Origin of the sequence: Citrobacter werkmanii, assembly GCF_008693645.1 — a bacterium.
In the GTDB taxonomy this organism is placed as follows: Bacteria; Pseudomonadota; Gammaproteobacteria; order Enterobacterales; family Enterobacteriaceae; genus Citrobacter; species Citrobacter werkmanii.
Window position 1 is genome coordinate 4,193,030 of sequence record NZ_CP044101.1, and the last position, 26,197, is coordinate 4,219,226.

The 26,197-nt window shown below is 53.0% G+C and carries 23 protein-coding genes and 1 tRNA gene; 5 read left to right on the top strand and 19 right to left on the bottom strand.

All coding sequences use genetic code 11. From position 1 onward, the window contains the following. Positions 1–11 precede the first annotated feature (11 nt). The 3 genes from kduI to FOB24_RS20645 form a co-directional block, all read right to left on the bottom strand. Complete coding sequence (kduI, locus tag FOB24_RS20635; RefSeq protein ID WP_042310807.1) at positions 12–848, bottom strand: 5-dehydro-4-deoxy-D-glucuronate isomerase; 837 nt, start codon at positions 846–848, stop codon at positions 12–14. A 480-nt stretch (positions 849–1,328) separates the two neighbouring features. Then, complete coding sequence (locus FOB24_RS20640; protein WP_006686936.1) at positions 1,329–2,507, bottom strand: acetyl-CoA C-acetyltransferase; 1,179 nt, start codon at positions 2,505–2,507, stop codon at positions 1,329–1,331. 102 nt (positions 2,508–2,609) lie between these two features. Beyond that, a complete protein-coding gene (locus FOB24_RS20645; RefSeq protein WP_121529516.1) occupies positions 2,610–3,494 on the bottom strand; it encodes a LysR family transcriptional regulator in 885 nt (294 codons plus the stop codon). A gap of 101 nt (positions 3,495–3,595) precedes the next feature. Between FOB24_RS20645 and FOB24_RS20650 the strand changes: the two genes are divergently transcribed. Both FOB24_RS20650 and FOB24_RS20655 read left to right on the top strand, forming a co-directional pair. Further along, positions 3,596–4,051: a multidrug/biocide efflux PACE transporter gene (locus FOB24_RS20650; RefSeq protein WP_038633369.1), complete on the top strand. Its 456-nt coding sequence runs from the start codon at positions 3,596–3,598 to the stop codon at positions 4,049–4,051. A gap of 142 nt (positions 4,052–4,193) precedes the next feature. Then, entirely contained in the window at positions 4,194–5,423 is a 1,230-nt protein-coding gene (locus tag FOB24_RS20655) for an amino acid permease (protein WP_038633372.1), read from the top strand. A gap of 387 nt (positions 5,424–5,810) precedes the next feature. Here FOB24_RS20655 and rcnR read toward each other — a convergent pair whose 3' ends face one another. Then, positions 5,811–6,083: a Ni(II)/Co(II)-binding transcriptional repressor RcnR gene (gene rcnR / locus FOB24_RS20665; protein ID WP_003825567.1), complete on the bottom strand. Its 273-nt coding sequence runs from the start codon at positions 6,081–6,083 to the stop codon at positions 5,811–5,813. Positions 6,084–6,203: 120 nt separating this feature from the next. Here rcnR and FOB24_RS20670 point away from each other — a divergent pair, with 120 nt between their 5' ends. Next, positions 6,204–7,085, top strand: coding sequence for a nickel/cobalt efflux protein RcnA (locus FOB24_RS20670; RefSeq protein ID WP_085048787.1), 882 nt, complete (start codon positions 6,204–6,206; stop codon positions 7,083–7,085). Positions 7,086–7,130: 45 nt separating this feature from the next. Here FOB24_RS20670 and FOB24_RS20675 read toward each other — a convergent pair whose 3' ends face one another. The 7 genes from FOB24_RS20675 to FOB24_RS20705 form a co-directional block, all read right to left on the bottom strand. Further along, positions 7,131–8,513 carry an amidohydrolase family protein gene (locus FOB24_RS20675; RefSeq protein ID WP_150345398.1) on the bottom strand — a complete coding sequence of 461 codons (1,383 nt, stop codon included), beginning with the start codon at positions 8,511–8,513 and terminating at the stop codon, positions 7,131–7,133. 12 nt (positions 8,514–8,525) lie between these two features. Further along, the gene (locus FOB24_RS20680; protein WP_150345399.1) at positions 8,526–9,476 is read right to left on the bottom strand and encodes a carbamate kinase family protein; all 951 of its coding nucleotides are present in this window, start codon (positions 9,474–9,476) and stop codon (positions 8,526–8,528) included. A gap of 26 nt (positions 9,477–9,502) precedes the next feature. Continuing rightward, positions 9,503–11,053 carry a hypothetical protein gene (locus FOB24_RS20685; RefSeq protein ID WP_038633383.1) on the bottom strand — a complete coding sequence of 517 codons (1,551 nt, stop codon included), beginning with the start codon at positions 11,051–11,053 and terminating at the stop codon, positions 9,503–9,505. A gap of 120 nt (positions 11,054–11,173) precedes the next feature. Next, entirely contained in the window at positions 11,174–12,589 is a 1,416-nt protein-coding gene (locus FOB24_RS20690; protein WP_121529519.1) for a YlbE family protein, read from the bottom strand. Continuing rightward, entirely contained in the window at positions 12,589–14,136 is a 1,548-nt protein-coding gene (fdrA, locus tag FOB24_RS20695) for an acyl-CoA synthetase FdrA (protein ID WP_085048783.1), read from the bottom strand. The genes FOB24_RS20690 and fdrA overlap by 1 nt, the downstream gene beginning before the upstream one ends. Then, on the bottom strand, positions 14,114–14,902 hold the full coding sequence (locus FOB24_RS20700; protein WP_121530029.1) for a DUF2877 domain-containing protein: 789 nt from the start codon (positions 14,900–14,902) through the stop codon (positions 14,114–14,116). Before FOB24_RS20700 ends, fdrA begins: the two co-directional genes overlap by 23 nt. 126 nt (positions 14,903–15,028) lie before the next feature. Further along, positions 15,029–15,634 (bottom strand): ankyrin repeat domain-containing protein, encoded by a 606-nt coding sequence (locus FOB24_RS20705; protein ID WP_085048781.1) that lies wholly within the window; start codon positions 15,632–15,634, stop codon positions 15,029–15,031. A 391-nt stretch (positions 15,635–16,025) separates the two neighbouring features. On the opposite strand from FOB24_RS20705, the gene FOB24_RS20710 reads away from it, so the two are divergent. Further along, positions 16,026–16,955 (top strand): LysR substrate-binding domain-containing protein, encoded by a 930-nt coding sequence (locus FOB24_RS20710; protein ID WP_038633395.1) that lies wholly within the window; start codon positions 16,026–16,028, stop codon positions 16,953–16,955. Positions 16,956–16,990: 35 nt separating this feature from the next. Here FOB24_RS20710 and FOB24_RS20715 read toward each other — a convergent pair whose 3' ends face one another. The 6 genes from FOB24_RS20715 to pgaA form a co-directional block, all read right to left on the bottom strand. Beyond that, the gene (locus FOB24_RS20715; protein WP_003033869.1) at positions 16,991–17,263 is read right to left on the bottom strand and encodes a GNAT family N-acetyltransferase; all 273 of its coding nucleotides are present in this window, start codon (positions 17,261–17,263) and stop codon (positions 16,991–16,993) included. An 11-nt stretch (positions 17,264–17,274) separates the two neighbouring features. After that, on the bottom strand, positions 17,275–17,505 hold the full coding sequence (gene yjdI, locus FOB24_RS20720) for a 4Fe-4S mono-cluster protein YjdI (protein ID WP_038642853.1): 231 nt from the start codon (positions 17,503–17,505) through the stop codon (positions 17,275–17,277). An 80-nt stretch (positions 17,506–17,585) separates the two neighbouring features. Then, positions 17,586–18,092 carry a poly-beta-1,6-N-acetyl-D-glucosamine biosynthesis protein PgaD gene (gene pgaD, locus FOB24_RS20725; protein WP_150345400.1) on the bottom strand — a complete coding sequence of 169 codons (507 nt, stop codon included), beginning with the start codon at positions 18,090–18,092 and terminating at the stop codon, positions 17,586–17,588. Continuing rightward, a complete protein-coding gene (gene pgaC, locus FOB24_RS20730) occupies positions 18,089–19,423 on the bottom strand; it encodes a poly-beta-1,6-N-acetyl-D-glucosamine synthase (RefSeq protein ID WP_069324829.1) in 1,335 nt (444 codons plus the stop codon). The genes pgaD and pgaC overlap by 4 nt, the downstream gene beginning before the upstream one ends. After that, positions 19,420–21,441, bottom strand: a complete 2,022-nt coding sequence (gene pgaB / locus FOB24_RS20735; protein WP_087856768.1) for a poly-beta-1,6-N-acetyl-D-glucosamine N-deacetylase PgaB — start codon at positions 21,439–21,441, stop codon at positions 19,420–19,422. Before pgaB ends, pgaC begins: the two co-directional genes overlap by 4 nt. Positions 21,442–21,450: 9 nt before the next feature. Then, positions 21,451–23,913 carry a poly-beta-1,6 N-acetyl-D-glucosamine export porin PgaA gene (pgaA, locus tag FOB24_RS20740; protein ID WP_150345401.1) on the bottom strand — a complete coding sequence of 821 codons (2,463 nt, stop codon included), beginning with the start codon at positions 23,911–23,913 and terminating at the stop codon, positions 21,451–21,453. Between the two features lie 808 nt (positions 23,914–24,721). Between pgaA and FOB24_RS20745 the strand changes: the two genes are divergently transcribed. Beyond that, entirely contained in the window at positions 24,722–25,258 is a 537-nt protein-coding gene (locus FOB24_RS20745; RefSeq protein ID WP_150345402.1) for a GNAT family N-acetyltransferase, read from the top strand. A 34-nt stretch (positions 25,259–25,292) separates the two neighbouring features. Here the strand turns inward: FOB24_RS20745 and FOB24_RS20750 are convergent. Next, positions 25,293–25,366 (bottom strand) — tRNA-Gly (locus tag FOB24_RS20750). A gap of 79 nt (positions 25,367–25,445) precedes the next feature. Beyond that, positions 25,446–26,180, bottom strand: coding sequence for an amidase activator ActS (gene actS / locus FOB24_RS20755; protein ID WP_038642856.1), 735 nt, complete (start codon positions 26,178–26,180; stop codon positions 25,446–25,448). Between the last annotated feature and the right edge of the window lie 17 nt (positions 26,181–26,197).

Here is a 26,197-nt window from a genome sequence, read left to right on the forward strand (position 1 = left end):
GTCGCCCGCAACTAGCGCAGATCTTTGACGGCGACATGGTCCATATCATCAAAGACCTGGTTTTCACCAACCATGCCCCAAATGAACGTATAAGCTTTTGTGCCAACGCCTGAGTGAATAGACCAGCTCGGCGAAATCACCGCCTGCTCGTTGTGCATCACAATATGACGCGTTTCCTGGGGCTGTCCCATCATGTGGAAGACGCAGGTATCTTCTTCCATGTTGAAGTAGAAGTAGACTTCCATACGGCGTTCATGGGTATGGCACGGCATGGTGTTCCACAGGTTGCCCGGCGCCAGTTCAGTCAGGCCCATGCTCAACTGGCAGGTTTCCAGCACATCCGGCACAAAATATTTGTTGATGGTACGACGGTTACTGGTGAGGTTGTCGCCCAGCGTCACTGGCGCAACGTCAGCAGGCGTGACTTTTTTGGTTGGATAAGTCGTGTGGGCCGGCGCGCAGTTGTAGTAAAACTTCGCCGGTTTCGCCGTATCAACGCTGGCAAACACCACTTCTTTTGCCCCTTTGCCGACGTACAGCGCATCACGATGACCAATTTCATAGCACTGACCGTCAACGGTAATCGTGCCCGGACCACCGATGTTAATCACACCCAGCTCACGGCGTTCGAGAAAATAGGTTACGCCCAGTTGTTTACCGACTTCGCCACCCACAGAGACGGTTTTGGCCACAGGCATAATACCGCCGACAATAATACGGTCGATGTGGCTGTAAACCATGGTGTATTCATCTGCGACAAATACTTCTTCGACCAAAAACTCATTACGCAGCCCCTGAGTGTCGAGGGTTTTTGCATGCGCACTATGGATGCTTTGTCTTACGTCCACATTTACCTCCAGTGATAAATTGACCGTGAATACTTTAACGAATAGCAAAACGCTGTTCCGTTTTATCTAATGCGCTCATGATAGCCCTCCCGGATAGGGTTTTCAATTGCAAATGAAACGTTGTTTCACTTTTTCCGCATCTTATTATCAAAAGTGTAATTGCGATCACGCTCGGCAAATAAATCGCGGGAGCACTTCAAATAAAATCATTTAAAACAATTAGATAGATAAAACGCAAAGGAGATAATCATGAGTGGCAGGGATAAGACATTGAAAATACAGCCGGGCATATACGATGTTTGTACACCTTTGCTGACAAAGTGCGCAGTCAATCACATGAAATGAAACAATGTTTTGATATATTGACGGCGTTTAGAGTGTATGTTTCTGTAACTGGCCTTGCCCTCCTGTTGGAGGGCTTTTTTATGGATGCCGGGGTAACACACAAAAAAGGCGTTTAAGATGGGAAATCTAAGATCGTTAGTCTCGTTCGATAGCGAGCGCCACCCCTTGACCGCCGCCGATACACAGCGTTGCCAGCCCTTTGTGCGCCCGACGTTTCACCATTTCATGCACCAGCGAAACCAGAATACGACAACCCGATGCGCCAATCGGATGGCCAAGCGCAATAGCGCCGCCGTTCACATTTACCCGCCGCTCATCCCACTCCAGCATTTTCCCAACGGACAATGCCTGCGCGGCGAACGCTTCGTTGGCTTCGATCAGATCAACATCAGCCAGTTGCCAGCCCACACGCTCAAGGCAGCGGCGCGTAGCATACACTGGCGCAATCCCCATCAGTGCGGGATCGACCCCGACGCTGGCGAACGCGCGAATGCGGGCCAGCACCGGCAAATTCAGCTCCTGCGCCTTGGCCTCGCTCATCATCATCACCGCGGCGGCGCCATCGTTGATGGATGAGGCGTTCCCCGCGGTGACCGAACCGAGCCGGTCGAAGGTAGGATCCAGACGCGCCAACCCTTCCGCACTGGCATCGGTACGCGGTTGCTCATCGGTATCCACTACGAATGATTGGCCATTACGCTGGGTCACCACCGGCACGATTTCATCTTTAAAGCGTCCGGCGTCGATAGCCATCCGAGCCTTGTGTTGCGAGTGCAGCGCGTAGGCATCCTGTAATTCACGGCTAATGCCATATTCCCGCGCCAGGTTTTCCGCAGTGACGCCCATATGATAATCGTTGAAAGCATCCCACAGACCGTCATGCACCAGGCTGTCGACCAGTTGACTGTTCCCCAGTTGTGCGCCAGTGCGGCTATCGGTAAGGACATGCGGCGCACGGCTCATATTCTCCTGCCCGCCGGCAATTACAATGTCAGCTTCACCGCACTGGATAGCCTGGGTTGCCAGATGCAGCGCTTTCAGCCCCGAACCGCAAACATCGTTAATGGTGATGGCGGAAACGGTATTAGGTAGCCCACCATTGATGGCGGACTGACGGGCCGGGTTCTGCCCGGCACCTGCGGTAAGCACCTGCCCGAGGATCACTTCATCCACGGCGTGAACATCCACGCCCGTGCGTTCCAGCAACGCTCTGACCACCATGCTGCCTAACTCAACGGCAGAGTGGCGCGCCAGTGTTCCCTGGAAGCAGCCGATCGGTGTCCTTAACGCCCCGACTATCACAACCTCTTTCATCACGACCTCAGCGCAAAATAACACCGCAATAGTAGATGATTGTTAAAAGTAGTTATCAAAGTTGTTTAAAAATGGTGATTTTTATCACAAAGGAATTTCGTATCATTTATTGGTCATCTGAACGCCACTCTGCTGTAAATGGTCGCGCAGCCAACTTCCCGCCACGCCAGGCGGTGATTTCTTATTCCACAACAGATCGATAGAGATAGCCTTTGGCCAGCCGGACACCTGTAGCTGAACCAGCGGTTTTTCCGCGGCAAACTCCTCCACCAGCGCACAAGGGAGCGCGCACCAACCGAATCCCTGAACCGCCATACTCAGCAACAACAAATAGTTAGGCGCTGACCAGACCGGTCCGCGCGCCACGTTAGTACCGCTTTCCAGGTAGGTATTCAGGCGCAGTTCGCGCCAGGTGTGGAGTTGTTCCCATTGTAGTTTTTCCTGACTCGCCAGCGGATGCGAGTCCGCAACGTACAACCCCATCCAGGATTGCATCGGCAGCCGCGTCACGCCCATGTCGGTCGGGTAATCCTCTCTTGCCTCAATCAATCCGACCTGCGCGCGCCCTTTTTGCAACAGATCGATCACGTCTTCATCTTCACCAATCAGACATTCAAACTCGGTATGCGGAAACTTGCGGTCAAACTGCACCATCAGTTCTTCCAGCACATCCGGGTGCAGCGTGTCCGAAAGCACGAAGGTCAGGCGCGCCTCCGTCTCACCCGACAGCGAGATTGCCGCCTCATCGAGACGTTCGCTGGCCGTCAAAATTGCCTGCACATAGCCCAGCACCCGTTTACCTTCTTCGGTCAGCGTTGGCTGACGGGAGGATCGGTCAAACAACGCAAAACCGAGATCGGCTTCCAGATGCGCAATTGCCGTACTGATAGTGGACTGGCTTTTACGCAGCCGTCGGGCCGCCGCAGAAAATGAGCCGCAGGAAACGGTCTCTACAAATGCCGTTAACGCTTCAGGAGAGTAACGCATGAACTATCTACTTTATCGATGGATACTATCTTTTAGATATCACATAAAACGATAAAATTGCCACCATTCCGTTATCCGGGCATCAAAGAAGGTTTGAGGTTATGCAACACGATACAGTCCAGCGCCGCTCGTTAGTAGAGCGAATTTTTCATGCCGTTTGTTTTGAAGGCATTGCCACCGCGATCCTTGCGCCGACTACCGCGTGGCTGATGCAGCGTTCGGTGCTGGAAATGGGCGGACTGACCATTATTCTGGCTACCACGGCGATGATCTGGAATATCATTTATAACGCCCTGTTTGACCGCTTATGGCCGTCGCATCGGGTAAAACGTACGGCTAAAGTTCGCGCCTTTCACGCCTTAGGCTTCGAGAGCGGTTTTATTGTGATCGGGGTGAGTATCGTGGCGTTCGTGCTGAACGTCAGTCTGCTTCAGGCATTCACGTTGGAAATAGGTTTCTTCCTGTTCTTCCTGCCGTACACCATGTTCTATAACTGGGCGTATGACACATTACGCGAGCGCATGATGAAGCGCCGCCAGCAGCGCGTTACTGCCTGATAATTCAATAAATAGTCGGAATTATCTTGATTCCGGCTATTCATCCATTCACCAGCCCGCTTGTTCACACTTCCCCCAGCTCCTCTCATTTGTGGTAAATTGCGCTTCTTTTTGTTTATTTTATAGTTGATACGTTCAAATAATGTCGAAAATTTGGTCAAAAGAAGAGACTCTCTGGAGCTTCGCACTATATGGGACTGCCGTCGGCGCAGGAACCCTCTTCCTCCCCATACAGCTGGGTTCTGCAGGCGCGGTGGTGCTGTTTATCACCGCCCTCGTGGCCTGGCCTTTAACCTACTGGCCACACAAGGCGCTGTGCCAGTTTATCCTGTCGTCAAAAACGTCAGCAGGCGAAGGCATCACCGGTGCAGTCACCCATTACTACGGCAAGAAGATCGGTAACCTGATCACCACTCTCTATTTTATTGCCTTCTTTGTCGTCGTGCTGATCTACGCCGTGGCGATAACCAATTCACTCACCGAACAGCTGGCAAAACATATCGCCATCGATTTGCGTGTTCGCGTGCTGGTGAGTCTCGGCGTGGTGCTGGTACTGAACCTGATTTTTCTGATGGGCCGACAAGCCACCATTCGGGTTATGGGCTTTCTGGTATTCCCGCTCATCGCGTACTTTTTGTTCCTTTCGCTCTACCTGACCGGAAGCTGGCAGCCAACGCTGCTCACCGGCCAGATGTCTTTCGATCAGCACACGCTTCATCAGGTTTGGATCTCTATTCCCGTGATGGTTTTCGCTTTTAGCCATACGCCAATTATCTCAACGTTCGCCATTGACCGACGTGAGAAATACGGCGAGCAGGCCATGGGTAAATGCAAAAAAATCATGAAGGTCGCCTACGTCATCATCTGCCTGAGCGTACTGTTTTTCGTCTTCAGCTGTTTGCTTTCGATTCCAACAAACTATATCGAAGACGCGAAAAATGAAGGCGTGACCATTCTGTCAGCGTTATCGATGATGCCAAACGCACCGGCATGGCTGTCGATTTCCGGGATTATTGTCGCCGTTGTGGCGATGTCAAAATCGTTCCTTGGCACCTACTTTGGCGTGATTGAAGGGGCAACAGAAGTGGTAAAAACGTCGCTGCATCAGGTGGGCGTGAAGAAAAGCCGGGCTTTTAACCGCGCCCTGTCCATTATGTTAGTTTCGGCCATTACGTTTATCGTCTGCTGCATTAATCCTAATGCGATTTCAATGATTTACGCCATTAGCGGGCCACTCATCGCCATGATTTTGTTTATCATGCCGACTCTCTCCACTTATCTGATTCCGGCGTTAAAGCCGTACCGTTCAGTGGGTAATCTGATCACTCTGATTGTCGGGTTGCTGTGTGTATCTGTGATGTTTTTTGGCTAGAACGTATAGTTAACGGCTCATTCTCCTGAAATTGGGTGCGATGCCGCTCATTTAACGACTCAGTTTCAGAAAGTATCAACCTGTGTTAGCGGAAGTAATGAACATGCTATCTCAGAGAAAGGGTTCCGTTCACCTCATGTTCATTGTTTCTCTGAAGTACCGATTCCTGTGAACGTGCAAGGGAGGCTCACCGCCGCCTCCCTTGCAACCCAGGCTCCCGGCGGGATTGTAAAGGGCGTGGCGAAGAACGCCCTTTACACGTTCACGGGTATCGATGCTTCAGATAAATGACACTGCTGAGGTGAACGGAACCCTGAGCAAGAATCACATATTCACCCTACATGCTTAACTTGACGGTATTGAACGTGGATGAGCCGTTCAACTGACTTATTTGATATACGAATCCAGTACTTTCAGGACCACATCCAAATCTTCTTCGCGCTTTATTTCATCGCCCTGATGCACGATGTGCTCGGTCAGATGCCCCTTAATCACCTCACGCATTAACCCGTTTACCGCACCGCGGATCGCCGCGATTTGCTGCAATACTGCCGCGCATTCATGCGGTTCATCCAGCATGGTTTTCAACGCCGCTACCTGCCCCTGAATCTTGCTGGTTCGGGCTTTCAGCTTTTGTTTGTCGCGGATCGTATGTGACATAGCTTTACCTTTTTAACGTCTTGCCGTAGCGACAATACCATCGACATTCTACTGGGGGGTAGTATTTAATACTGGGGGGGAGTAGAATCGGGCAAAATTAAACAACTAAGAATCATTCTCATGGGTGAGTTTTCTACACTTCTTCAGCAAGGTAATGCCTGGTTTTTCATTCCCAGCGCGATTTTATTGGGTGTGTTACACGGTCTGGAACCGGGACATTCGAAAACGATGATGGCGGCCTTTATTATTGCCATTAAAGGCACCATCAAACAGGCGGTGATGCTGGGGCTGGCGGCTACACTCTCGCATACCGCCGTGGTGTGGTTGATAGCACTGGGCGGGATGTATATCAGTAAAGCGTTTACCGCCCAGGCCGTTGAGCCCTGGCTGCAGTTTGTCTCGGCGATTATTATTCTCGGCACTGCATTCTGGATGTTCTGGCGCACCTGGCAGGGAGAGCAGAACTGGCTGGCCCGGACGCATCACGAGCATCACCATGATCATGACGATCATCATCATCGCCACCACCATCATGACCACGATGATGATCATCACCATCATCACCACGAACACGATCATGACCATGCCGCGCTGGCAGGGCTGAGCGAGGGTTCAAAAGAGTATCAGGATGCCCACGAACGGGCGCATGCCACTGATATTCAGCGCCGCTTTGCGGGCAAAGAGGTCACCAACGGCCAAATATTACTGTTCGGCCTGACCGGCGGGCTTATCCCTTGCCCAGCCGCCATTACGGTGCTGCTGATATGCATCCAGCTCAAAGCCTTCACGCTGGGCGCGACTATGGTGCTGTGCTTCAGCCTAGGACTGGCGTTGACGCTGGTGACGGTGGGTGTGGGCGCAGCAATCAGCGTACAGCAGGCGGCCAAACGCTGGAGTGGATTTAATACGCTGGCACGCAAAGCGCCTTATTTTTCCAGTGCGCTCATTGCGATGGTCGGCTTATATATGGGCATTCACGGCTATATGGGGATCGTCGGTTAACGAGCAGAGTGCGCAGCAGCAGTTGCCGCTGCGCGTAAATCCAGACTAGCTTGCGACATTCCCCCACACCAGTTGTCCTTTATGGAAGGTCGCGGTGCGGGGGGAGATGCGGGCAACCGCTTCTGCCGAACAGGAGGCATCCACCAGCACAAAGCTGGCTTCATCCTGCGCTTTCGGCCACACGCGTTCACCTTTATCGTTTAGCGGCAGCACATCGCCGGTGGCAAGAAACAGCGCGCGCGACAGGTTAAGCTCGTTGGGGCGAATATAGAGCTGCGCGTACAGATTCGCCTTCTCCAGCATGTCTCCCAGCCCGTACGGCGACCAGTGGTCAATCACGCTGTCGGTCCCGGTAATCACCTCCACGCCTTTGTCACGCAGTTGTTTGAGTGGCATATGCAGCGTGCCAATCGGCACCGTCGAGGCAATGGTAATCTGCTGAGCCGCCATACGAGTCGCCAGCGCGTCAACCTGCTGTTCGTTCAGCGTTGCCAGCGCGAAAGCGTGGCTGATGGTCAGTTTGCCCTTCAACTGCGGCGTTTTCTCTACCGTTTCCACCATGTAATTCACCGCCGCCACGCCCGCCGGGCTGGTTTCGTGCAGATGAATATCCACGCCTTTATCGTAATCCAGCGCAATCTGGAACATAGTGTCGAGGGATTTTTCCATCGCCCCGTCCACGCTGGTTGGGTCCAGACCGCCAACGTAATGCGCCCCCGCTTGCATCGCTTCACGCATCAGCGGTTCAGATTTTGATAACAGCAGGCCATGCTGCGGAAATGCCACGATTTCACAGGCAAAACCCGGCTGACGACGCGCCAACACCGCCTGCAAGTTTTCCAGGTTTTTCAGCCCGGAAACCGGTTCGATGTTGCAATGGCTGCGGGCGATCGAGGTACCTTTGGATTGCAGCAAATCGATAAGCTTTTCCGCGCGCTCCTGGGTGTAAGTCTGGAGTTCAGGCAGCAGCTTTTGCTCCAGGCGGATCATATCCTGAATAGTGGTGCCAGCCGGACGGTTCAGTGAGCGCCACGGACCGCCATAAAAGGTTTTATCCAGGTGGATGTGCATGTCGCGCATAGCGGGCAGCATCAGCTTGCCGCCCGCATCGTAGTGCGGCAGTGTCGCATCCGGATGCTGCTTATTCTCGCGCAACGCAACGATTTTCCCGTCCTGGATTTCGATGGTTTGCAGCGCGGTACGGGTATGGACTGCCACCGAATTTTCGTACCCGAACCCGGCTTCCAGCAGAACGTTGTCCAGGTAATAGTGTTTATCGTTAATCGTCATTGTGCTCTTCGACCCGCAGGTGTTCCCGACAGGATTAGCAGCATACGCGACCGGGGCCACCGCGCCAAACAGCGCGGCAGCGGTCACCATTTTTCCGCTCTGGCTTAAAAATTCGCGGCGGCTGTTACTTTCTTTCATTCGTATCTCCTCTCAGGAATGGACAATGTGGGTACCCGTTTCGCCGCGGAGTGCGGCGGGCAGACATTCCGGCGTGGTGATGATCACTCGCTTACCGCCGCGTGCCAGGAATGTCAGGCTGGCAACGATTTTGGGTAGCATGCTGCCCGGCGGGAAATGTCCTTCCTGCATGTAGCGGGTCATCGTGGCGACATCCACCGTATCCAGCGCCTGCTGCTCAGGTTTGCCAAAGTGAATACACACTTTCTCAACGCCGGTGGTGATCACCAGAATGTCGGCGTGAATCTCCTGAGCCAGCAGCGCTGTGGAAAGATCTTTGTCAATCACCGCGTCCACGCTCTGGTAATCACCTTGCTCACCACGCACCACCGGGATCCCGCCGCCGCCCGCGCCAATCACCACAAAGCCTTGCCGGGTTAGCGCCTTAATCGCCTCCGCTTCGACGATGCGCTTCGGCTCTGGCGAAGCGACCACCCGACGGTAGCCGCGCCCGGAATCCTCCACAAAGCGCCAGCCGGGATTGACCCGCAGCAGTTCATCGCGCTGGGCTGCGTTAAAGAATGCGCCGATAGGTTTGGTTGGATTCGCGAAGCCCGGATCGTTTTTGTCGACCTCCACCTGGGTCACCACGGTGACCGCTTTCTGCTCGCCGCGCCGCGCCAGACGATTGTTCAGCGCTTGTTGGATCAGATAACCGATGCCGCCCTGGGTATCGGCGACACAGTTTGCCAACGGGGTCAACGGCAAACCTTCACGCTCATGCGCGATTTCCGCCCGTCGCAGATCCAGCCCCACCTGCGGTCCGTTACCGTGCGTCAGCACAATGTTGTAGTCCGATGCCAGCATCTCCAGCACCGTATCCGCCACCGCTTTCACCGCTTCAGCCTGGTGCGCAATCGACTGGCTGGCGTTATTTTTGATAATGCTGTTGCCGCCAATGGCAACGACCACAAGTTCTTTCATAGTGTCATCTTCCGCTTGCAGGCGATTCAGGTGGATTTTGTCGGTTGCTGCTCAGGCGCAGTCACCGCTTCACGGCTGTCGAGCACATGCTTGAGGACAAACATGCCGCTCATCATCAGGTAGGCCAGCACAAACATCATTGAGCTGCCCTCTGCAAAGCCGACCGCCGGGGAGTGGATCACACCAAACAGCGACAGCAGTGCGCCAAAGGCGGCGGCAATCGCCCCACGCAGTGGCTTATTCATAATGGCGAAGATGGCGACACAGCCCCACAGCATGCTGGCCAGCGGCGCGCCGCTTCCCAGATGCACCAGCCCGTCGTAATAGACGCCTTTGCTGTGCAGCAGGTCGCTACCGAGCTTACCGGCTGACGTACCAGCCGCGCCCATCACGCTATTAACGATGGTTAGCGCCCAGTTAGCGATCCACGGGAACAGACAGATGAAGATAACGGGAACCTCGACTTTGGGCGTTTCTCGCACCACCTGGTTGGCGGTCACCACGCCGATAAACACCAAAATCGGCACTATCGCGGTCATCGGAATAATGGCGAGCATAAACGCCCCCAGACCAAACAGCGGTACCAGGAACATGGTAATGCCTGAAGCGAGGGTGTAACCAATGCTGGCGCCCATCGCCTTCCAGCCTGCATGGCCGACATACACGGTCACCGGGAACGGGTTGCCCAGCATGCAACCGAGCATGGAGGCAAAACCGTTCGCCATCATGACCTTACGGGTGTTGTACTCATCGCCTGCGGCGTGCGCGCTTTCTATATTTTCGAGGTCAAAAATGTAGTTCGCCAGACCCAGAGGCACCGCAGACGCCAGATACGGTAGCGCGTGCGGTAGCCCTTGCAGGAAGCTGTCGACATGAATTTCCGGCGGGTTAAAGCCAAAAGAAGACATCGACGCTTTAATCGCTTCCGGGCTTTGCAAACCTGAGATCCACGCCAGGGCCGTCCCGGCAATCAGCAGCAGCAAACCGGTAGGAATGCGGGCAAAAATCGGCTTCTTACCGAACCAGTTAATAAAGATCAGCAGCAAGACGATGAAAGAAACGGTTGGCGCTTCAAATGCCTGCAGCATTGGGTTCATCGCCAACAGCAGCAGGCCCAGGCCGGATAAACAAGAGAGCAGTACCGTTCGTGGGATCATCTTGCGGATGGTCTCGCCCAGGAAGGAGCCGCCCACCAGGATTAACGCTTCCACAAAGCACCATACCAGCGCAATCTGGATGGCGAAGTTGGCATCTTTGGTTTGCTGATAAACCGGCATCAGCACCAGGAAGGTCACGGTAAAGATCGACGGTGCGCTCGGCCCGGACGGCAGCGCCGTTACGTCATTACGTCCGGTGTGTTTTGCCATTTGCAGGCCAAACCAGGCGTAGCAGACGCTGGCCACCAGCACCGCCAGGCCAAAGGCAGGCGCAATGCGGCCATAGACTATTTCGGTTGGGATCCCGACGACAAAAATGAGCAGCCCCATCATTGTCAGCAGGTTCGTCAGGTTGTTGGTCATCAGCCCAAAGTAAGCCGCCCAGTCACCACGTTTCCATTCTAGTTTTATGCTGTTCATGGAATATCCTTAACAGGTTAAGCATCGTTTGCGATCGCGGAGATCGCCCAGCCCTGCAGGTAAGCAACGTTTTGCGCTTTGCTACTGTGGGGCTAACGCCGTTAGCCCCGGTTGTTGTTATTAGCAGTAGCGGTCACGCCAGTTGAGGATCGCCTTTTCAAAACAGGCGAACGGCGGGTGAACGATTCCGGCGCCGATCATGCCGATCCCCGCATCTTTGTGCGCAATGGCGGTGTTGATCACTGGCAAAATGCCGGTGCTGCCCACGCGCGTAATGTCGATAGCAGTCGGTACGCCCATAAAACCGAGCAGCGGAATGGTAACGTTGGGGTTTTCACCGAGGGTGATTTCGCACATCTGGCGAGAGAAATCGACCGCCTCCTCGACCGTACCGCCGACCAGCGCCACAATGGCAGGCGCCGTCGCCATGGCAAAACCGCCAATGCCATAGGTTTCGGTAATCGCGCTATCGCCAATATCGCGCCCGGAATCTTCCGGCTTATAGCCCGCGAACATTGGGCCAATTACCTGCTGCGCCGGACCGGTAAACCATTGCCCCGGCAACCCGCTGACGCGCAGACCGAACTCGACGCCGTTACGCGCCATCGTCGTGACCACGGTGCTGTATTCAATGCCGTGTGCTGCGTCCATCGCGGCTTTACACATCGCCATCCAGGTCGGCCCGGAGAAGTAATCACTGCTGAGGACGAACTCGAATACCTCGCGCTGCTGCTCAACCGGATAACCGGTCTGGATGATCCACGGCGTTAGCGCCTGAATCAGTAGCGCCGTCCCGGCGTTGTTACGGTTATGGCATTCATCGCCCATGTGCAACGCCTGCGCCAGCATCAGACGCAGATCGATTTCGCCCGCCAGTTTCATGGCATCACGCAGCATCGGTCCCATCACATCGCGCATCCAGTTCAGGCGATCGATAACGCTCTGATCGTTCGCCCCCATGCGCAGGATCTTCGCCATCTGCTCGCTCATATTGGTATATGCGCGGTTGCCGTAGGTTTTGTTCTCCACGATGTGCATAAACATCGACGCTGACGTCACACCCGCCATCGAGCCAACACAGTCATGCTCGTGGCACGGAGAGAAGATGATCTCCCCCGAGGCGGCCAGTTCGGCGGCTTCATCCAGATCTTTCGCCAGCCCTTCAAACACCAGCGCCCCGGTTACCGCGCCCTTCATCGCGCCGCACATTTTTTCCCAGCGGATCGGCGGGCCGGCGTGCAAAATGGTGTTGCGGGTCATGCCCGGCACCACGTTGATGGCCTGGTCATAACCAATCAGCACCGGATGCGACTGGATGATGCGCTCCAGCGCCTGCTGGTTAGCGGCCGCGATTTTGTCCGCCAGCGGCGAATCAGCAATGTCGTCCAGCGCCGCGACCACCTGCATGTTGCCCTGGCCCGGCGGCGTCCAGTCAAGCTGGGTTACCGGTACGTTCTGCTTTTTCAGGTCATCGCTGAACATCGCGATGCCGACGTTAATCACGTTCAGCGGCTGGTTAAACAGTGTCTGGCTCATCAGGCTTCCTCCCCTTTACAGATAAATTCACGCGCCAGCAATCCGGTGTTGGTACTACTGCTCGCCCAGATAACCCCGGCATCGGTCAGCATCTGGCACTGTTTTTCCAGCGACGGCGTATCGAGATCGGTTCCCAGTACATAGCCGAGGATTTCCAGAGGACGCCCCTCTGCGGCGGCGATCGCTTTGGCTTCAACGATCGCGTCCAACATCACCCCGACCGGATCTTCATGCGATCCAAATCCAAGCACGAAATCCATCACGATCACGCCCACTTCAGGATCGCGCGCCTCCTGCAGCAGACGACTGATACGGTTGGTGGGATCGATCATCGGGTGTGGTTTACCGTTGGTAAAATCGTCATCACCGAAATCAAGGAAGGTATGCGCCACGCTGCGGTTGAGATCTTTCAGGCGGAACGCCGGATCGGGGTGAATGTTGCTGTAAACCTGCGCGTGTTTTTCCATGGCGGCAAACATCGCCTCATCACACAACGTGCCGCCGCAGAATAAGCCACGGATGTACTTTTGCTGTGGGGTCAGGCGGGCGCGGACCTCTTCAATCAGCGGCCAGTTGAGCGGATGCAGGTCCAGGCTCTCTTTTTTCACGCCGGTCAGCAGCACCGCTTTCAGCGCCGCTTCTTTGGTACCGCGTGCAAACTGCAGACCTTGTTCATCCGCAGGCGCGGCTTCGCGTCCGAGGAAGCACACCACGACTGGCTTTTGGCAGGCGCGCGCACGCTCCAGCACCTTGCGCGCCACCGCTGGGGCAGGAGGTTTAGAGATAAGCGCAATGATTTCGGTTTGCGGATCGGCTTCCAGCATGCCAATCGCATCAAGCATCATCAGGCCGCCAATCTTCTCACTCAGATCGCGACCACCGGTGCCAATCAGTTGGGAAATCCCGCCGCCAAATTCATGAATGCGCACGCTCAGTTCCTGGCTGCCAGTGCCGGATGCGCCCACAATCCCAATGTTGCCGCGACGTACCGCGTTGCCAAAGCACAGCGCCGCGCCGTTAATAATGGCGGTTCCGCAGTCTGGCCCCATCATCAACAGCCCCTTTTCGTGCGCCAGCTGTTTTAGCGCCAGTTCATCCTCAAGAGAAACGTTGTCAGAGAACAGCATCACATTGAGGTTATTTTGCAGCGCCTGACGCGCTTCACGCGCCGCAAACAAACCGTTGACCGAGATCACCGCCAGATTGCTGTCAGGAACATGCTTTTTCGCGCTGGCGAGCGTGGCATAGCGCGCTTCATGCTGGCCGCCCTGCTCTTTATGCGTAAACAGATCTTCAATTGCGACCAATGTCTGGTCGTTCGCCGCCTCGCTGGCGCCTTTAATGACAATCATCAGGTCGCCACTTTTCGCCTCTTCCAGTTCAGGCGTCAGCAGGCCGAGATTCTTCAGCACGCCCTTGTTCATTTCCGTAGCCATCGCCACGAATGCCTGCTCAACGCCATCGAGCTTATTGGCGCGTGTGGAGATAGACATCAGTGAAACGGAATCAAAATACGTGTTCTTTTTAACAACTATCCTGATCGACATAATTCCCTCCGGACCTGTGGCTCAGGGCGCAGGCATCCGCCATGCCATACAGCATGTCGCAGCCAGAACTTGAGCCGATATTTTTAATGTCAGTAATATATTGCGTAGAAACGGGTTGTTGCTCAGTAATAATATGCTGCAGCAGCCGCACGACGCTTTCCCGATAACGTTGATGCAAAGCTTCTTCGAGCGTTATTTTGCTAAGTAGCGTCGTATTATTTCCGGCGCATTGTAATGCTGCTAAAAAATCTCCACGATATTTCTCCAGCGGATGTCCTGGAATTAATAAAATGGCACTTAAGCCCACTAAATAATCATCGGATGATGGCGTCAGGCCAATTCCCAGACCAATTAAATGGCTGGCCGCTGTTGAAATATTTACTCCCGTATATAGCGCCGCTATTAGTGTTTGTCGGCGGTTGAGTAATTGACGGGTGATTTCCTGATAAAACGGGTTGTCCCCCTGATACAAAAATAATGTGTCGTCGCTGCTTAACTGTTGGCGGATTACCTCTTCCCAGCGCTGCCAGCGGACTGCGGCGAGGGTGACTGCATCTGGCGCCCACTGTGGTATGCGCCACGGCAGGCAACCAGAGGTCTCTATCCATTTATCTTTGCCAACGGCTATCCCCGACTCGGTAAATCTGACCTGCTCACCGGGGAGAAACAGGTTCGCGCAATGCGTCAGCGCCAGCCGACAGCTATTAGGCGCGTTATCACAACCTTCACTCAGCAACGTCAACAGTCGCTGCTGGTCAGGTATCAACAGGTTCACCGCGCGGGAAAAAACCTGTTCAACTTGCCCCGTCCCCCGGAAAGCGAGAAACGCGCTATCTGCGGTTAGCGCCTGTACGCATCGCCGTGATGGCGTAGCGATAGCGGCGCTCCTCTGTCAGGCTCCGGCGGCAATCAGCAGCTCGGCAATTTCGTGATAACCTTTCTCCCGCGCCAGTTCCAGCGGGGTTTTACCGTATTTATCCGTCATATGTGGGTTTGCGCCATGGTCAAGTAGCAGCTTGACGATCTCTTGCTGCTTCGCGCCGCCATCATTAAGCACAATGGCTTCCAGAAGCGGCGTCCAGCCCACGAAGTTGGTATGGTTGACATTGATATCGGTACGCAGCAGCAGCTCGCGCACGATCTCCACATGACCTTTTTCACTGGCTGGCGTAATGCCTACGCCGCCAAAACGACTCAGGCAGTTAAGGTCGGGGTTAGCAGGTAATACGGTACGCAGCAGCGTTAAATCGTTAGTCAGGCAGCTAATCAGGAAAGGATTAAAACAGGTTTGGTCCTGTTTATTAATATCGGCACCGGCGGCAATCAATAAAGAAACACAGTCATAATGCTTATTCAGGCTGGCAATAATAATGGCGGTACGTCCCTGGCGGTTCGTGGCATTAATATCCACATTTTTTGCCAGACAGGATTTTAATCCATCGGTATTACCTTGTTCTGCCGCCAGCAGAAATTCAGTAATGAGTTCTTTCTCTGACATAATTGCTCTCCTGCAGTTTTTTAGACTTTCTAAATATCCGATAAGCTGAGAATAGCAACAGAGTGTAGAGAATAACATCCGCTTAAATTTCATTCATCGTAAGCGCGTCAATTATTGAATAAAATTTAACAATGAGAGCAAAGCGTGCTGTAGTGCAATCTTTCCCTTATGGCTGGGGCGTTTTTTGCCACTCATGAATAGTCGGGTAAATCAAGCGGTATGCTGCGCGGATAGCGGCCTGCAATTAATATGCAGAAGTGTGATTGCCTTCAAATCAAATGTAAAACTAGTGTTAAATTCTGTTCAAAACTGATTGCTCTGTATAAGGATTACAAATACATTCAACAATCATTATGCGGCGGGGCGTGTTGGTAGCCTGAGAGGAGAAAAGATGAATTCCATTTTTACCGAGGAAAATCTGCTGGCATTTACCATGGCTGCCCGCTACAGCAGCTTCAGCAAGGCTGCGGAGGAGCTGGGCTTAACCACATCGGCTATTAGCTACACCATTAAACGCATGGAGATGGGGCTCGATGTGGTGCTGTTTACGCGTAGCACCCGAAGCATTGAGTTGACCGAGTCTGGTCGCTATCTGTTTCGCAAGGCCTCCGACCTGCTCAACGACTTCCACGCGATTAAGCGCAGCATTGATACCATCGCTCAGGGCATTGAAGCCCGGGTGCGCATCTGTATTAACCAGTTGTTGTACACCCCACAGCATACGGCGCGGCTACTGCAGGTACTCAAGAAACAGTTCCCTACCTGCCAGATAACCGTCACCACCGAGGTGTATAACGGCGTCTGGGATTCGATCATCAACAACCTTGCCAATATCGCCATTGGCGCGCCCGATACGTTACTGGACGGCGGCGGGATTGATTATACCGAGATCGGCGCTATTCGCTGGTCGTTTGCCATTGCCCCGGATCATCCGTTGGCTTTTATGCCTGAACCGATTTCTGAGAGCCAGTTGCGTTTGTATCCGAACATTATGGTGGAAGACACCGCCCACACCATTAACAAAAAGGTCGGGTGGCTGTTACACGGCCAGGAGTCGATTCTGGTTCCAGATTTTAATACCAAATGTCAGTGCCAAATTCTGGGCGAAGGCATCGGTTTTTTACCGGATTATATGGTGCGCGAAGCGATGGAAAAGTCGCTGCTGGTCACGCGACAGATCCACAATCCGCGTCAGGATTCACGGATGCTGCTGGCAACCCAGCATTCGGCAACCGGTCGAGTCACTCAGTGGATTAAAAAAGAGTTTGGCCCGCAAGGGGTACTGACGGGCATTTATCAGGATTTGTTGCATCGGGAGTGATATGCCGGATAAGGCTATCCGGCGGAAATCAGACTTCAGGCGCGAATATCGTCGTACTCGCGGGTTTTATCAAATTCATGTTTGGCAAACGGACACAGCGGAATCACTTTGCGATTTTCAGCGCGCATTTTCTCCACCACCTTCGCCACCAGCTGTTTGCCGACGCCCTGACCTTTCAGACTGGGGTCAACATCGGTATGTTCAATGATGCTCAGGTGCTCGCCCGTCGGCACAAAGACAATCTCGGCAACCTGATTGCCTTCAGCATCGTTGACATAAAATTTGTTGTGGCCTGCAAGAATTTCCATGGTTCCCTCACTTATTTCTGGCGATATTTCAGCGCACCGCTTGGACAGGTATCGATGACCTTAATAACCGTCGCGACATCCACTTCATCGGGGATTATCCAGGGTTTGCGTTTCAGATTGAAAAGCTTCGCGCTTCCCCGCACGCAGTTTCCTGAATGCTGACATATCGCCGTGTTGAAGTAGACGTCAATCTTCTCGCCGGTATAGGCCCGGTAACCTGCCTCCAGTAGTTCCTTTTCCACGACATTACCTCGCATTTTTATTGTCTGAGTCTAATCATAGACCGATGCGAGGCTGAAGGAAGTGGCGGGTAGCAGAAATATCACTCGGGCCTTTTCTGTAACGATGGCTCCCGCTCCGGCGGCAAATATTCCAGCATTGCAGGCGTCGGCGGCGGCAGGCGGTTATCGGCGATGTGCTTGTCCACATCGATATGACTGATTTCGCCATTCTCATGGTGATGGACCGTCAGCACCCTCGCTTTGTTCAACTCTATAACCAGTTCACGGGTAATACGTAAACTTTCCGCCAGCTCATGGTCTTCCAGTCCTGGTCTGCGACTGCGACGCTCCACCCGAAAACGAAACTGGTTGTATTTCGCCCAGCCGATCAGCACCAGTCCGTTGACCAGCGCGACAAGGATGTAAAACGTGACCGTATCCAGTGTGGTGAAAAAGGGACGCACGCCCATATACGGTGAATGCGCCAGGGCCGTAATCAGCCCTTTGTAGATTAAGTATAAAAATCCAACCCAGGCAAAAATCGTTAACAGAACGTCAATGATGCGCGGCAACAGACGCCGCTCCGTAAAGATCAGCGGCTGACTCATGATTCGATCCTCCCTATTCCACGGTCAGGACTCACCCAGCGCGCCCTGCCGCGTTTGCGTTTGAGCATCACTTTCGGGAATGACACCAACGTGGTAAACAGGCTCAACAGCCAGTACACCACCGGGAACCAGATTATCCAGAACAATGAGGCGCCAATGCCTTTTTCATAGCGTCGTTCAATCATCAGGCTTATCGCAAACTGTATTAAGCAGACCACGCCGAGAATAAGTCCGGTAAAGGCTGGCGGGAACAGATGTTGAACATACAGCGAGTCCGGCATCGGGATCATCAGTCCCAGCAGGAACAGCACGATACTGATCGCATAGGCAAATGCCCACGTGGTAGAAAAGCAGAACTCGAAAAATAGCGGCCACATGCGACGGAACTCCCACGACCACAGACGGCGCATGTTAACAATAAACACCTCCGCCCCGCCTTGCGCCCAGCGCAGGCGCTGCTTCCACAGCCCTCTTAACGTTTCAGGCATCAGGATCCAGCACAGCGCGCGCGGCTCAAAGAATATCGACCAATGGCGCAACTGCAGTTTCCAACTGATATCGATGTCTTCGGTGATCATGTCCGGGCTCCAGTACCCCACCTCGGCCAGCGCGCGACGACGAAACGCCGCAACTACGCCAGAGACGCTAAAGATCTGACCATAGACTCGTTGAGTACGCTTAATTAAGCCGATAATGGAAGAGAACTCACCGACCTGCACACGACCGATTAGCGTGGAACGGGTGCGAATACGCGGGTTGCCGGTTACCGCCCCAACGCGTGGGAACTGGATCAGCGGAGCGACCAGATACGCCACGGCATCGCGATCCAGTAACGCATCGCCATCAATACACACCAGGTAATCGCTGCGCGCAGCGGCCGCGCCCGTTTTGAGCGCCAGCGCTTTGCCCTGGTTTTCAGCCAGATGAATGACGCGCAGGCTGGGGTACTCAATCGCCAACTGTTCCAGAACATCGTGCGTATCGTCCGTTGAACCGTCGTTAATGGCAATCACTTCGATATTCTTGTAGCGCTGTGCCATCGCAGCGCCGATGGTTTCCCGCGCGTTGATTCCTTCGTTAAAGCAGGGGATCAAAATGGAAACCAGCGGATTTCCCTCCAGCATCGGTGGCGGTGTATCGTCTCCCCATTTCCAGTGACGCTCACGATAAAACCAGAAATAGACCCCGCCGCTTATCCATAATGCAGACATGAATAAAGGCCAGAAGAAGACGAAGTTCAACATGACTTCACCTGTAAAGATGACTGCCACGCCAAACGGCAGGCTGAACATCAGGCAAAGTATCAGGAAAGCAATAATGCGATCGGTCATTTTTGCGGGTACCAGTATGAGGAGAACGTCGAGCGAATCTCTGACATCTCAGGTTTGTCGCTGATGAAATCATCCGGATAATAGCCGTAGTTACCTGCACCACTTAGTTTCAGTTGGCGCATCCATTCGGCTATTTGTTTTCCACTGATTTCTGCCTCGTCCCCGGATTTACGCCAGTCTCGTGCCTGCAGTTCAAACACGGTTTTGTCCAGCGCGCCGGGCGTTTGTGCAACGGCATTGACTAATCTGTCGAGCCAGGCATTGGCATCATTAGCCGGGATCTGCTCCATGAATGGCATCGCCATGGGTGCCGTCCAGTCATAGGTATTGAGGAAATCATTCAGGTTTTGCGCAAACCAGGCTTCGCTTTCAGGCTCCAGTACCGGCATGGCGTATATATTGCGGGCAGTTTGCACCTGCGGACCGCGAATATTGCGCACTGAGCGGGTCAACTGTTTGGTGAAGTCGATCAGCATCTTACTTTTCAGACGCGTCCAGCGTTCGAAGGTTTGAGGGTTGCTACGGATTTGCTCAATACTTCCCGGAAGCCCTGCGGCGCGGTAGGCGGCTAACGCCTCCGGTGACGCATCTTCAAAGTCCGTCAGGAAAGCATCGTCGTGGAACAAAATCCCTTTGAAGCTGGCGTGCTTCGCCAGGTCTTCATAGATTTCAGTGATACGTTTACGCGCTTCGCTGTCCCAGGGAGACAGACGCACATAGTTCTCATGATTGATCGCAGTGCGTCCTGTTTTCGGATCCCATGCCGTCACGCGTGGAATGGAAGCATCGAGGTCGAAAGCCAGTACCGGCATCCAGGCATATACCGTCACCCCGGCCCGCGTTTGTAACTGCCAGGAGATATAGTTAAAGAGATCGGCACGCATCGGCAGCCAGCGGTTAGGGAAATAGAGTTCGCGAATATTCCCGTCGCCTTTAGGATCGGCGTACGCCTGCAGGAAGACATGAGAAATGCGCATGTCATAAACACGCTGGATCAACTTATCGATGTTTCGCTTCTGCTGGGCAGGATCTTTGTCATACACGTAATCCAGATCGACGTGCATCACACGCATCGTTTGTGGTTCACGTACCTGAGCGACCTGACTGGCAAAGCGCTTGAGAGACGGGTTATCAGAGATCAGTACGCGCGGGATATCATCAAGAAACGCAGCGTTCGCCAGCCCTTCATTGAGCGTAAAGGCCATCTTATAGCCATGTTCTTTGGCCAGGTTTAAGGTGGTGCCGTTAGCCGCACCATAAGGCCACACCCACGCGCGCGGCGATTTCCCGGTTACCGATTTAATCTTATTGGTGATCAGCGAGATATCAGTATTAATGCGACGATTGTACTGTTCGTCGGTTTCGTAAGTCCCGGTTTTCTTATCGAAAAGGCGATTCGCCACCGCAGGTTCTTTGCTTCCTTGCGGGTTCGCCTCAGCGCCGAAATGCGAGTTCCAGGTGTGCGCCCCCACTTCCACCAACGGCGATTTGCCCATTTCCTCGACCATCTTCCAGGTGGCAAATTTATCTCGCGCCGTCATTAAGCCGCCAAAATCGACTTTTTTATTGGCTGGAGAATCAACCCAACTGCCCACTGGAGCCCAGAGCGCAGGCCAGTTGTAGGCTTTCAGCAGCGGCCAGACGCGGGTATAAAAACTGCTGTATCCGTCGTCAAAGGTGAGTAAGACCGCTTTTTCCGGCAACACAATTTTACCGTCATGAGCGTCCAGAATTTGCTGCACGCTAATCGGGTTATAGCCATTATCACGCAGCCAGGCCATTTGATCGCTCAACGCGCTGGTGCGCACGGAGAGGTAGCGCTGGTCGGCGGCGCCATCCTCAACATCATGATAGCCGAGCACCAGGAAGCTGTTTTTCGGCCATGGATGATCTGCCGTCAACGGCGTTCTCTCTGCGGGAGGAACATAGCGAGGCGTTGTATTGTGCGCGCTACTGCACGCGGTAATCATCAACCAGCCAGCGATTAATGCGCTAAGCCACAGGCATCTTTTCAGCATGAACAATCCTTAAAACCTGACATTTAAATCGAAAGCGAGGGAGATATTCCGCTCACGTTTACCGTCATAGGGGCGTTTATCCCAAACCAGCATCACCCCGCCATCTACGACGTTGTTCCATTTGAGCCGTTGTCCATATCCCACCTGAACGATAGCGCCAACGTCTTCACCTTGCTGCCAGTAGCCACCCACTCCGGCTATGCCTTGCTGGGTCCACACGGTGTCATAATGGCGGTAAAGAACCTGTTCCGCGCTCAGGCCTGGCACAACGGAAAAATCACTCTTAGGGTTGTAATACGGCACATTCTCTTTAGTGTTGGTGCTCCCACCGATACCCGGAGTAAAGTCCAGCGTAAAGCGCGGCGTGGTCCACATGCGCTCTTTTCCGCTCAGCCCATATTCGATGCGATCGTTACCATCCGAGAAATGTGATGCGGCAAACGACAATTGGTATTCACGTCGTTCGTTTTGATACCAGCGAACAAACAAATCGCCGCTGTTGGCATACACGCCGCTACGCAGCGCGCGCAGTGGTGTGTTGCGCGAAAGACGCTCGGCCGAACCGCCCATGCGCCAGTTATCGTTGAAATCATGCCAGGCGGAAAGACGACCGCCTATTTTCTGCCCATCGCCATAGTTTCGGCCAGACACTTCCATTTCGGCCCAGTAATCACGGGAAGTCCATTCCGCACCTGCCGCCAGATCGCGGCTGATCCCTTTCCCTTCCTCAAACTCGCCGGTCGCGAAGTTGAATCCGGTAAACAGTCGCCAGTTGTCATTAATTGGCGGACTGTAAATGGCCGTGTTGATGTTGAAATCATTCTTACCGCTGACCGGGCTATCGGACGAGATACCCTGCGTGCCGCTAATACGTACTTCCGACATTTTATGCACATCACGCATGCGTGCGAGGCGCAGCGTCGCTTCATCATCCGGACTGCGAGCAATAACGTCATCCGTCAGTTCATCGGCCTGCTTCCACTCCTGGAGATCCAGCGCCACATAGGCCTGCTGACGCTCCAGTTCCAGGTTACTGGGCTCAATCACTTCCGCCAGTTTAAGCTCTTTCTCCGCCGCATGCGGCAGTCCACGGGCTTCAAGAACAGAAGCATAGGATATGCGCAGCCCTTGGTTACCCGAGCCTGTTCGCGCCAGATGCTCTGCGAGTTTTTCTGCCTCCGGCAGTTCATTGGCAGCGATATGATATTGCGTCAGCAGCGACTGTCCCAGCAGCCAGTTATCGTTTGGCTGCGGCGTTGGCGAACCATAGATGCGTCGCAGATATGGGCTGTCTTTAATTAACGCATCGACCTGTTTTTTAGCTGCATCAAAGTTTTCATTATCGATGTGCGCGTAGAACAGATCCTGTTGATCCTCAGGACCGAGCGGCGTAACCGGAATCGGTCCGTTCGGATAGTAGATGCTCATCAGCATCGCTTCGGTTTTTTCCGGCTGCCGTTCGCTTAACCATGCCGATGCTACCCAGCGTTTTGCGTAGTTTGGCACCTCGCCGCTCGCAGACAGCGATTCGTATTCACTAATCACTTCAGAAGTGCGTTTACGGACCAGCAAGGCGCCCATGCGGTCAATTCTGGCCCGACGGACATCATTCTGCGCAGAAGGCTCATCTTTCCAGGCAGTCAGCAACTGGTCATAACGGGCCAGCGCTTTATCAGCCACGATAAAACGCTCTTCTTCATTACGCGCAGAGGTATAAGAGGAACGTACCATTTCAGCCGCCGCATCAAGCTCAAGGCGACGCTTCACAGGATCAGCAGTTGGTACCACCTCTGCCATATTTAAGGCGGGCCCGGAAACGCGGTTTGCTGACAGCGCAGACAGTAATGTGGATTTTGCATTTTTGTTGCCTGGATCGACGTCATCCGCCTGGCTGGCAACTAACAACGCATCCCAGTTTTTTCCCTGCGAATGGTAGACATAGGCAAGTAGCGCATCAGAATCAGCCCCGGGATGCGCCTGCGCCCATTTATTCGCTTCAGTAAGGGCTTGCTGATTGTAGCGAGCATCCGCCAACGTCATTATCCAGCCGGTACGTACATCTACGTTATCAGGCTCTTCCTGTAAAACGCTTTCCCAGATGGCTAAAGAATCATTCCAGTTCTTCTGGTTGCGATATGCTCGTGCAGCGGCGACTTTGCCCCGGGCAGGTACATTCATCTGTCCACGATACTGCTGCCAGATTTCAATTGTGGTTTTATCGTTGTTATCGACCCAACTGGAAACTTGCAGCCAGTCGGCAACCTGATTTGGCGTTAGCGCGCTTTTCTTTCCCTGATCCTCAAGGAAACGTAATAGCGGTGCGCTATTACCTCCCCGCGCTTCAATAACCAAAGCGTCATAATCTGATACCGCTGCAAAGATTGGCATCGGGAAAAGAATGCTTGCCGTAAATAAACAGCTTACAGACTTAAAACGTTTAATGAAGTTGGCATGTCGACGCATACTTAACATATCTGCCCTTATATCTTACATCATAGTGAAAATAAGCGTTTTCAATAAGTTACAGTCAATCCCTGACGGTTGCCGACCATGTAAAACGCACTGCCGCTTATTTCGTAATAGGGTTATGAAGCAATTAATTCTTTCGTCTTATTGACTACCTGTGCCTCGTCCTCTAATCATTGGAAAGAAGGCATAAACTCGAGAATTTTATCACTCAGCGTAGTTCGTGGCTATGTAATAAGATAATGCTTAGGCAAAAAAAGGATTTTAGACTAAGTTATTCTAATACTCTTGGGATTGAATTCTGGATTTAGATTAATTTCCCGTGGAGAAGTCATGTGACGATGTTAACTATTGCCGGATGACATAACTACCCTCTGTAACTGTTTGCATGGTAACTATTTGGTATGAATAGAGAAAGTTCTGATAACAGGTGCTCAGATAACAAGATACGCACTATAACGTATTTTTAGGTTGCAGGCAGTGTTGATGAAATAAAATTAAGGGTACAGCCGGAATAATAATTAGGTACAGTGATAATATTATGATATTAAAGTACTTTATTAATTTATGATTGAACGTTAGTATTTTCCCATCCACCAATGTCGGTGTGGGAAATTATCAGTTTTCCTATTTAATATTTTTATTTATCACCCTGACTTGCTATCGTCAGCATCAGCCACAATCAATTCTTTACCCTTACAATTAACAAGCCTAATTTCATTATGAACTGCTGATTGAAGCATAACTTTTTGCGCTTACCTTCCCTTCAGACTTTCAGGTAATCTGAAAAAAGACGCCAATGGGAGCTGGTCTAATGAAAATCGTTAATGCAGAAGAAAAACACATCCCCGCCATACGCGATATCTATGCACACCACGTTATTCACGGTACTGGCAGCTTTGAAACCGCCCCACCGGATACCCACGAAATGCTGGCTCGTCTGAAAAAAATTCATAGTCTGGGGCTGCCGTGGGTTGTCGCCCTGCAGGAAGACAAGGTCATCGGATATTGTTATCTCACTCGTTATCGTGAACGCTACGCTTACCGCTATACCCTCGAAGATTCGATTTACATTGACCCGGCGGCACAGCGTCAAGGGGCGGGAAGTGCGTTACTGCGCCATGTTATTGACTGGGCCGAAACGCATGGCTATCGACAATTAATTGCCATGGTCGGCGACAGCAATAATCAGGGATCGCTAAAAGTTCATCAGCAGGTCGGATTTACAGAAATAGGCACGCTGAAAGACGTTGGCTTCAAGCATGGTCGCTGGCTGGATACAGTTTTGCTGCAACGCGCTCTGGGGGAAGGGAACAGTACACTACCAGCGGATGTCGATGCTGCTATTTAACTTTTCTAAGGGATGACTTCAGGAAAAGGAAATCTGGAGCGGGCGAAGGGAATCGAACCCTCGTATAGAGCTTGGGAAGCTCTCGTTCTACCATTGAACTACGCCCGCATTGAAGTGCGTAAGGGATTATAAACCTTACGCTCTTCTTGGCAAGGGACGAACCGACTGACTGGCGATTAATTCACCGTCAGCATTTTGGCTTACTGCCCTGCGGCGGTAAATAACGCAGCGGATCGATAGCTGTTGCGCGATAACGGATCTGGAAATGCAGACGCACCGTCGTCGCATCCGTGCTGCCCATCGTGGCGATCTTCTGCCCGGCTTTCACGTTTTGACCGTTGTTCACCAGCATGGTGTCATTATGCGCATAGGCAGTGATGTAATCCTCACTGTGCTTAATCATGATGAGGTTGCCATAGCCCCGCAGTTGATTGCCGACATAGACCACTTTCCCGGCTCCGGCCGCATAAATCGGCGTACCGCGCGCAGCAGAAATATCAATGCCCTTATTACCGCCGTCCGCCGTGGAATAAGGCAGAATCACCTTACCGCTGGCGGGCCACTGCCAGCAGCGTTGTCCTACCGGCGGCCAGGAGGACTGAGGTACAGAAGAAGACGGTCTGACGGCAGCCGTTTTGGTAGAAGATTTGCTCGAGGATTTCGCGGTTGCTTTACGCGCTGTTGTACTGGTTTTCGCATCACCGTTAAGCTTCAGCTTTTGCCCCACCTCAATGGTATAAGGGGGGGAAATGTTGTTCAGACGGGCGAGATCCCGAACGCTGGTGCCAGTAGAGCGTGAAATGGCGTACAGCGTATCACCGCGCTTCACAGTATACGTGGAACCGGAATCAGATGAACTGGAACACCCTGCCAGGATCAGGCTGCTCACCAACATTATCGTGATATAAAAACGTTTATTCATCAGCCATTCTGCACTCA

Excerpts from the sequence above, each read along its gene's own strand:
- FOB24_RS20640 (WP_006686936.1), bottom strand. The coding sequence starts at position 2,507 with ATGAAAGAGGTTGTGATAGTCGGGGCGTTAAGGACACCGATCGGCTGC.
- FOB24_RS20645 (WP_121529516.1), bottom strand. The coding sequence starts at position 3,494 with ATGCGTTACTCTCCTGAAGCGTTAACGGCATTTGTAGAGACCGTTTCC.
- FOB24_RS20650 (WP_038633369.1), top strand. The coding sequence starts at position 3,596 with ATGCAACACGATACAGTCCAGCGCCGCTCGTTAGTAGAGCGAATTTTT.
- FOB24_RS20655 (WP_038633372.1), top strand. The coding sequence starts at position 4,194 with ATGTCGAAAATTTGGTCAAAAGAAGAGACTCTCTGGAGCTTCGCACTA.
- rcnR (WP_003825567.1), bottom strand. The coding sequence starts at position 6,083 with ATGTCACATACGATCCGCGACAAACAAAAGCTGAAAGCCCGAACCAGC.
- FOB24_RS20670 (WP_085048787.1), top strand. The coding sequence starts at position 6,204 with ATGGGTGAGTTTTCTACACTTCTTCAGCAAGGTAATGCCTGGTTTTTC.
- FOB24_RS20675 (WP_150345398.1), bottom strand. The coding sequence starts at position 8,513 with ATGAAAGAAAGTAACAGCCGCCGCGAATTTTTAAGCCAGAGCGGAAAA.
- FOB24_RS20680 (WP_150345399.1), bottom strand. The coding sequence starts at position 9,476 with ATGAAAGAACTTGTGGTCGTTGCCATTGGCGGCAACAGCATTATCAAA.
- FOB24_RS20685 (WP_038633383.1), bottom strand. The coding sequence starts at position 11,053 with ATGAACAGCATAAAACTAGAATGGAAACGTGGTGACTGGGCGGCTTAC.
- FOB24_RS20690 (WP_121529519.1), bottom strand. The coding sequence starts at position 12,589 with ATGAGCCAGACACTGTTTAACCAGCCGCTGAACGTGATTAACGTCGGC.
- fdrA (WP_085048783.1), bottom strand. The coding sequence starts at position 14,136 with ATGTCGATCAGGATAGTTGTTAAAAAGAACACGTATTTTGATTCCGTT.
- FOB24_RS20705 (WP_085048781.1), bottom strand. The coding sequence starts at position 15,634 with ATGTCAGAGAAAGAACTCATTACTGAATTTCTGCTGGCGGCAGAACAA.
- FOB24_RS20710 (WP_038633395.1), top strand. The coding sequence starts at position 16,026 with ATGAATTCCATTTTTACCGAGGAAAATCTGCTGGCATTTACCATGGCT.
- FOB24_RS20715 (WP_003033869.1), bottom strand. The coding sequence starts at position 17,263 with ATGGAAATTCTTGCAGGCCACAACAAATTTTATGTCAACGATGCTGAA.
- pgaD (WP_150345400.1), bottom strand. The coding sequence starts at position 18,092 with ATGAGTCAGCCGCTGATCTTTACGGAGCGGCGTCTGTTGCCGCGCATC.
- pgaC (WP_069324829.1), bottom strand. The coding sequence starts at position 19,423 with ATGACCGATCGCATTATTGCTTTCCTGATACTTTGCCTGATGTTCAGC.
- pgaB (WP_087856768.1), bottom strand. The coding sequence starts at position 21,441 with ATGCTGAAAAGATGCCTGTGGCTTAGCGCATTAATCGCTGGCTGGTTG.
- pgaA (WP_150345401.1), bottom strand. The coding sequence starts at position 23,913 with ATGTTAAGTATGCGTCGACATGCCAACTTCATTAAACGTTTTAAGTCT.
- FOB24_RS20745 (WP_150345402.1), top strand. The coding sequence starts at position 24,722 with ATGAAAATCGTTAATGCAGAAGAAAAACACATCCCCGCCATACGCGAT.
- actS (WP_038642856.1), bottom strand. The coding sequence starts at position 26,180 with ATGAATAAACGTTTTTATATCACGATAATGTTGGTGAGCAGCCTGATC.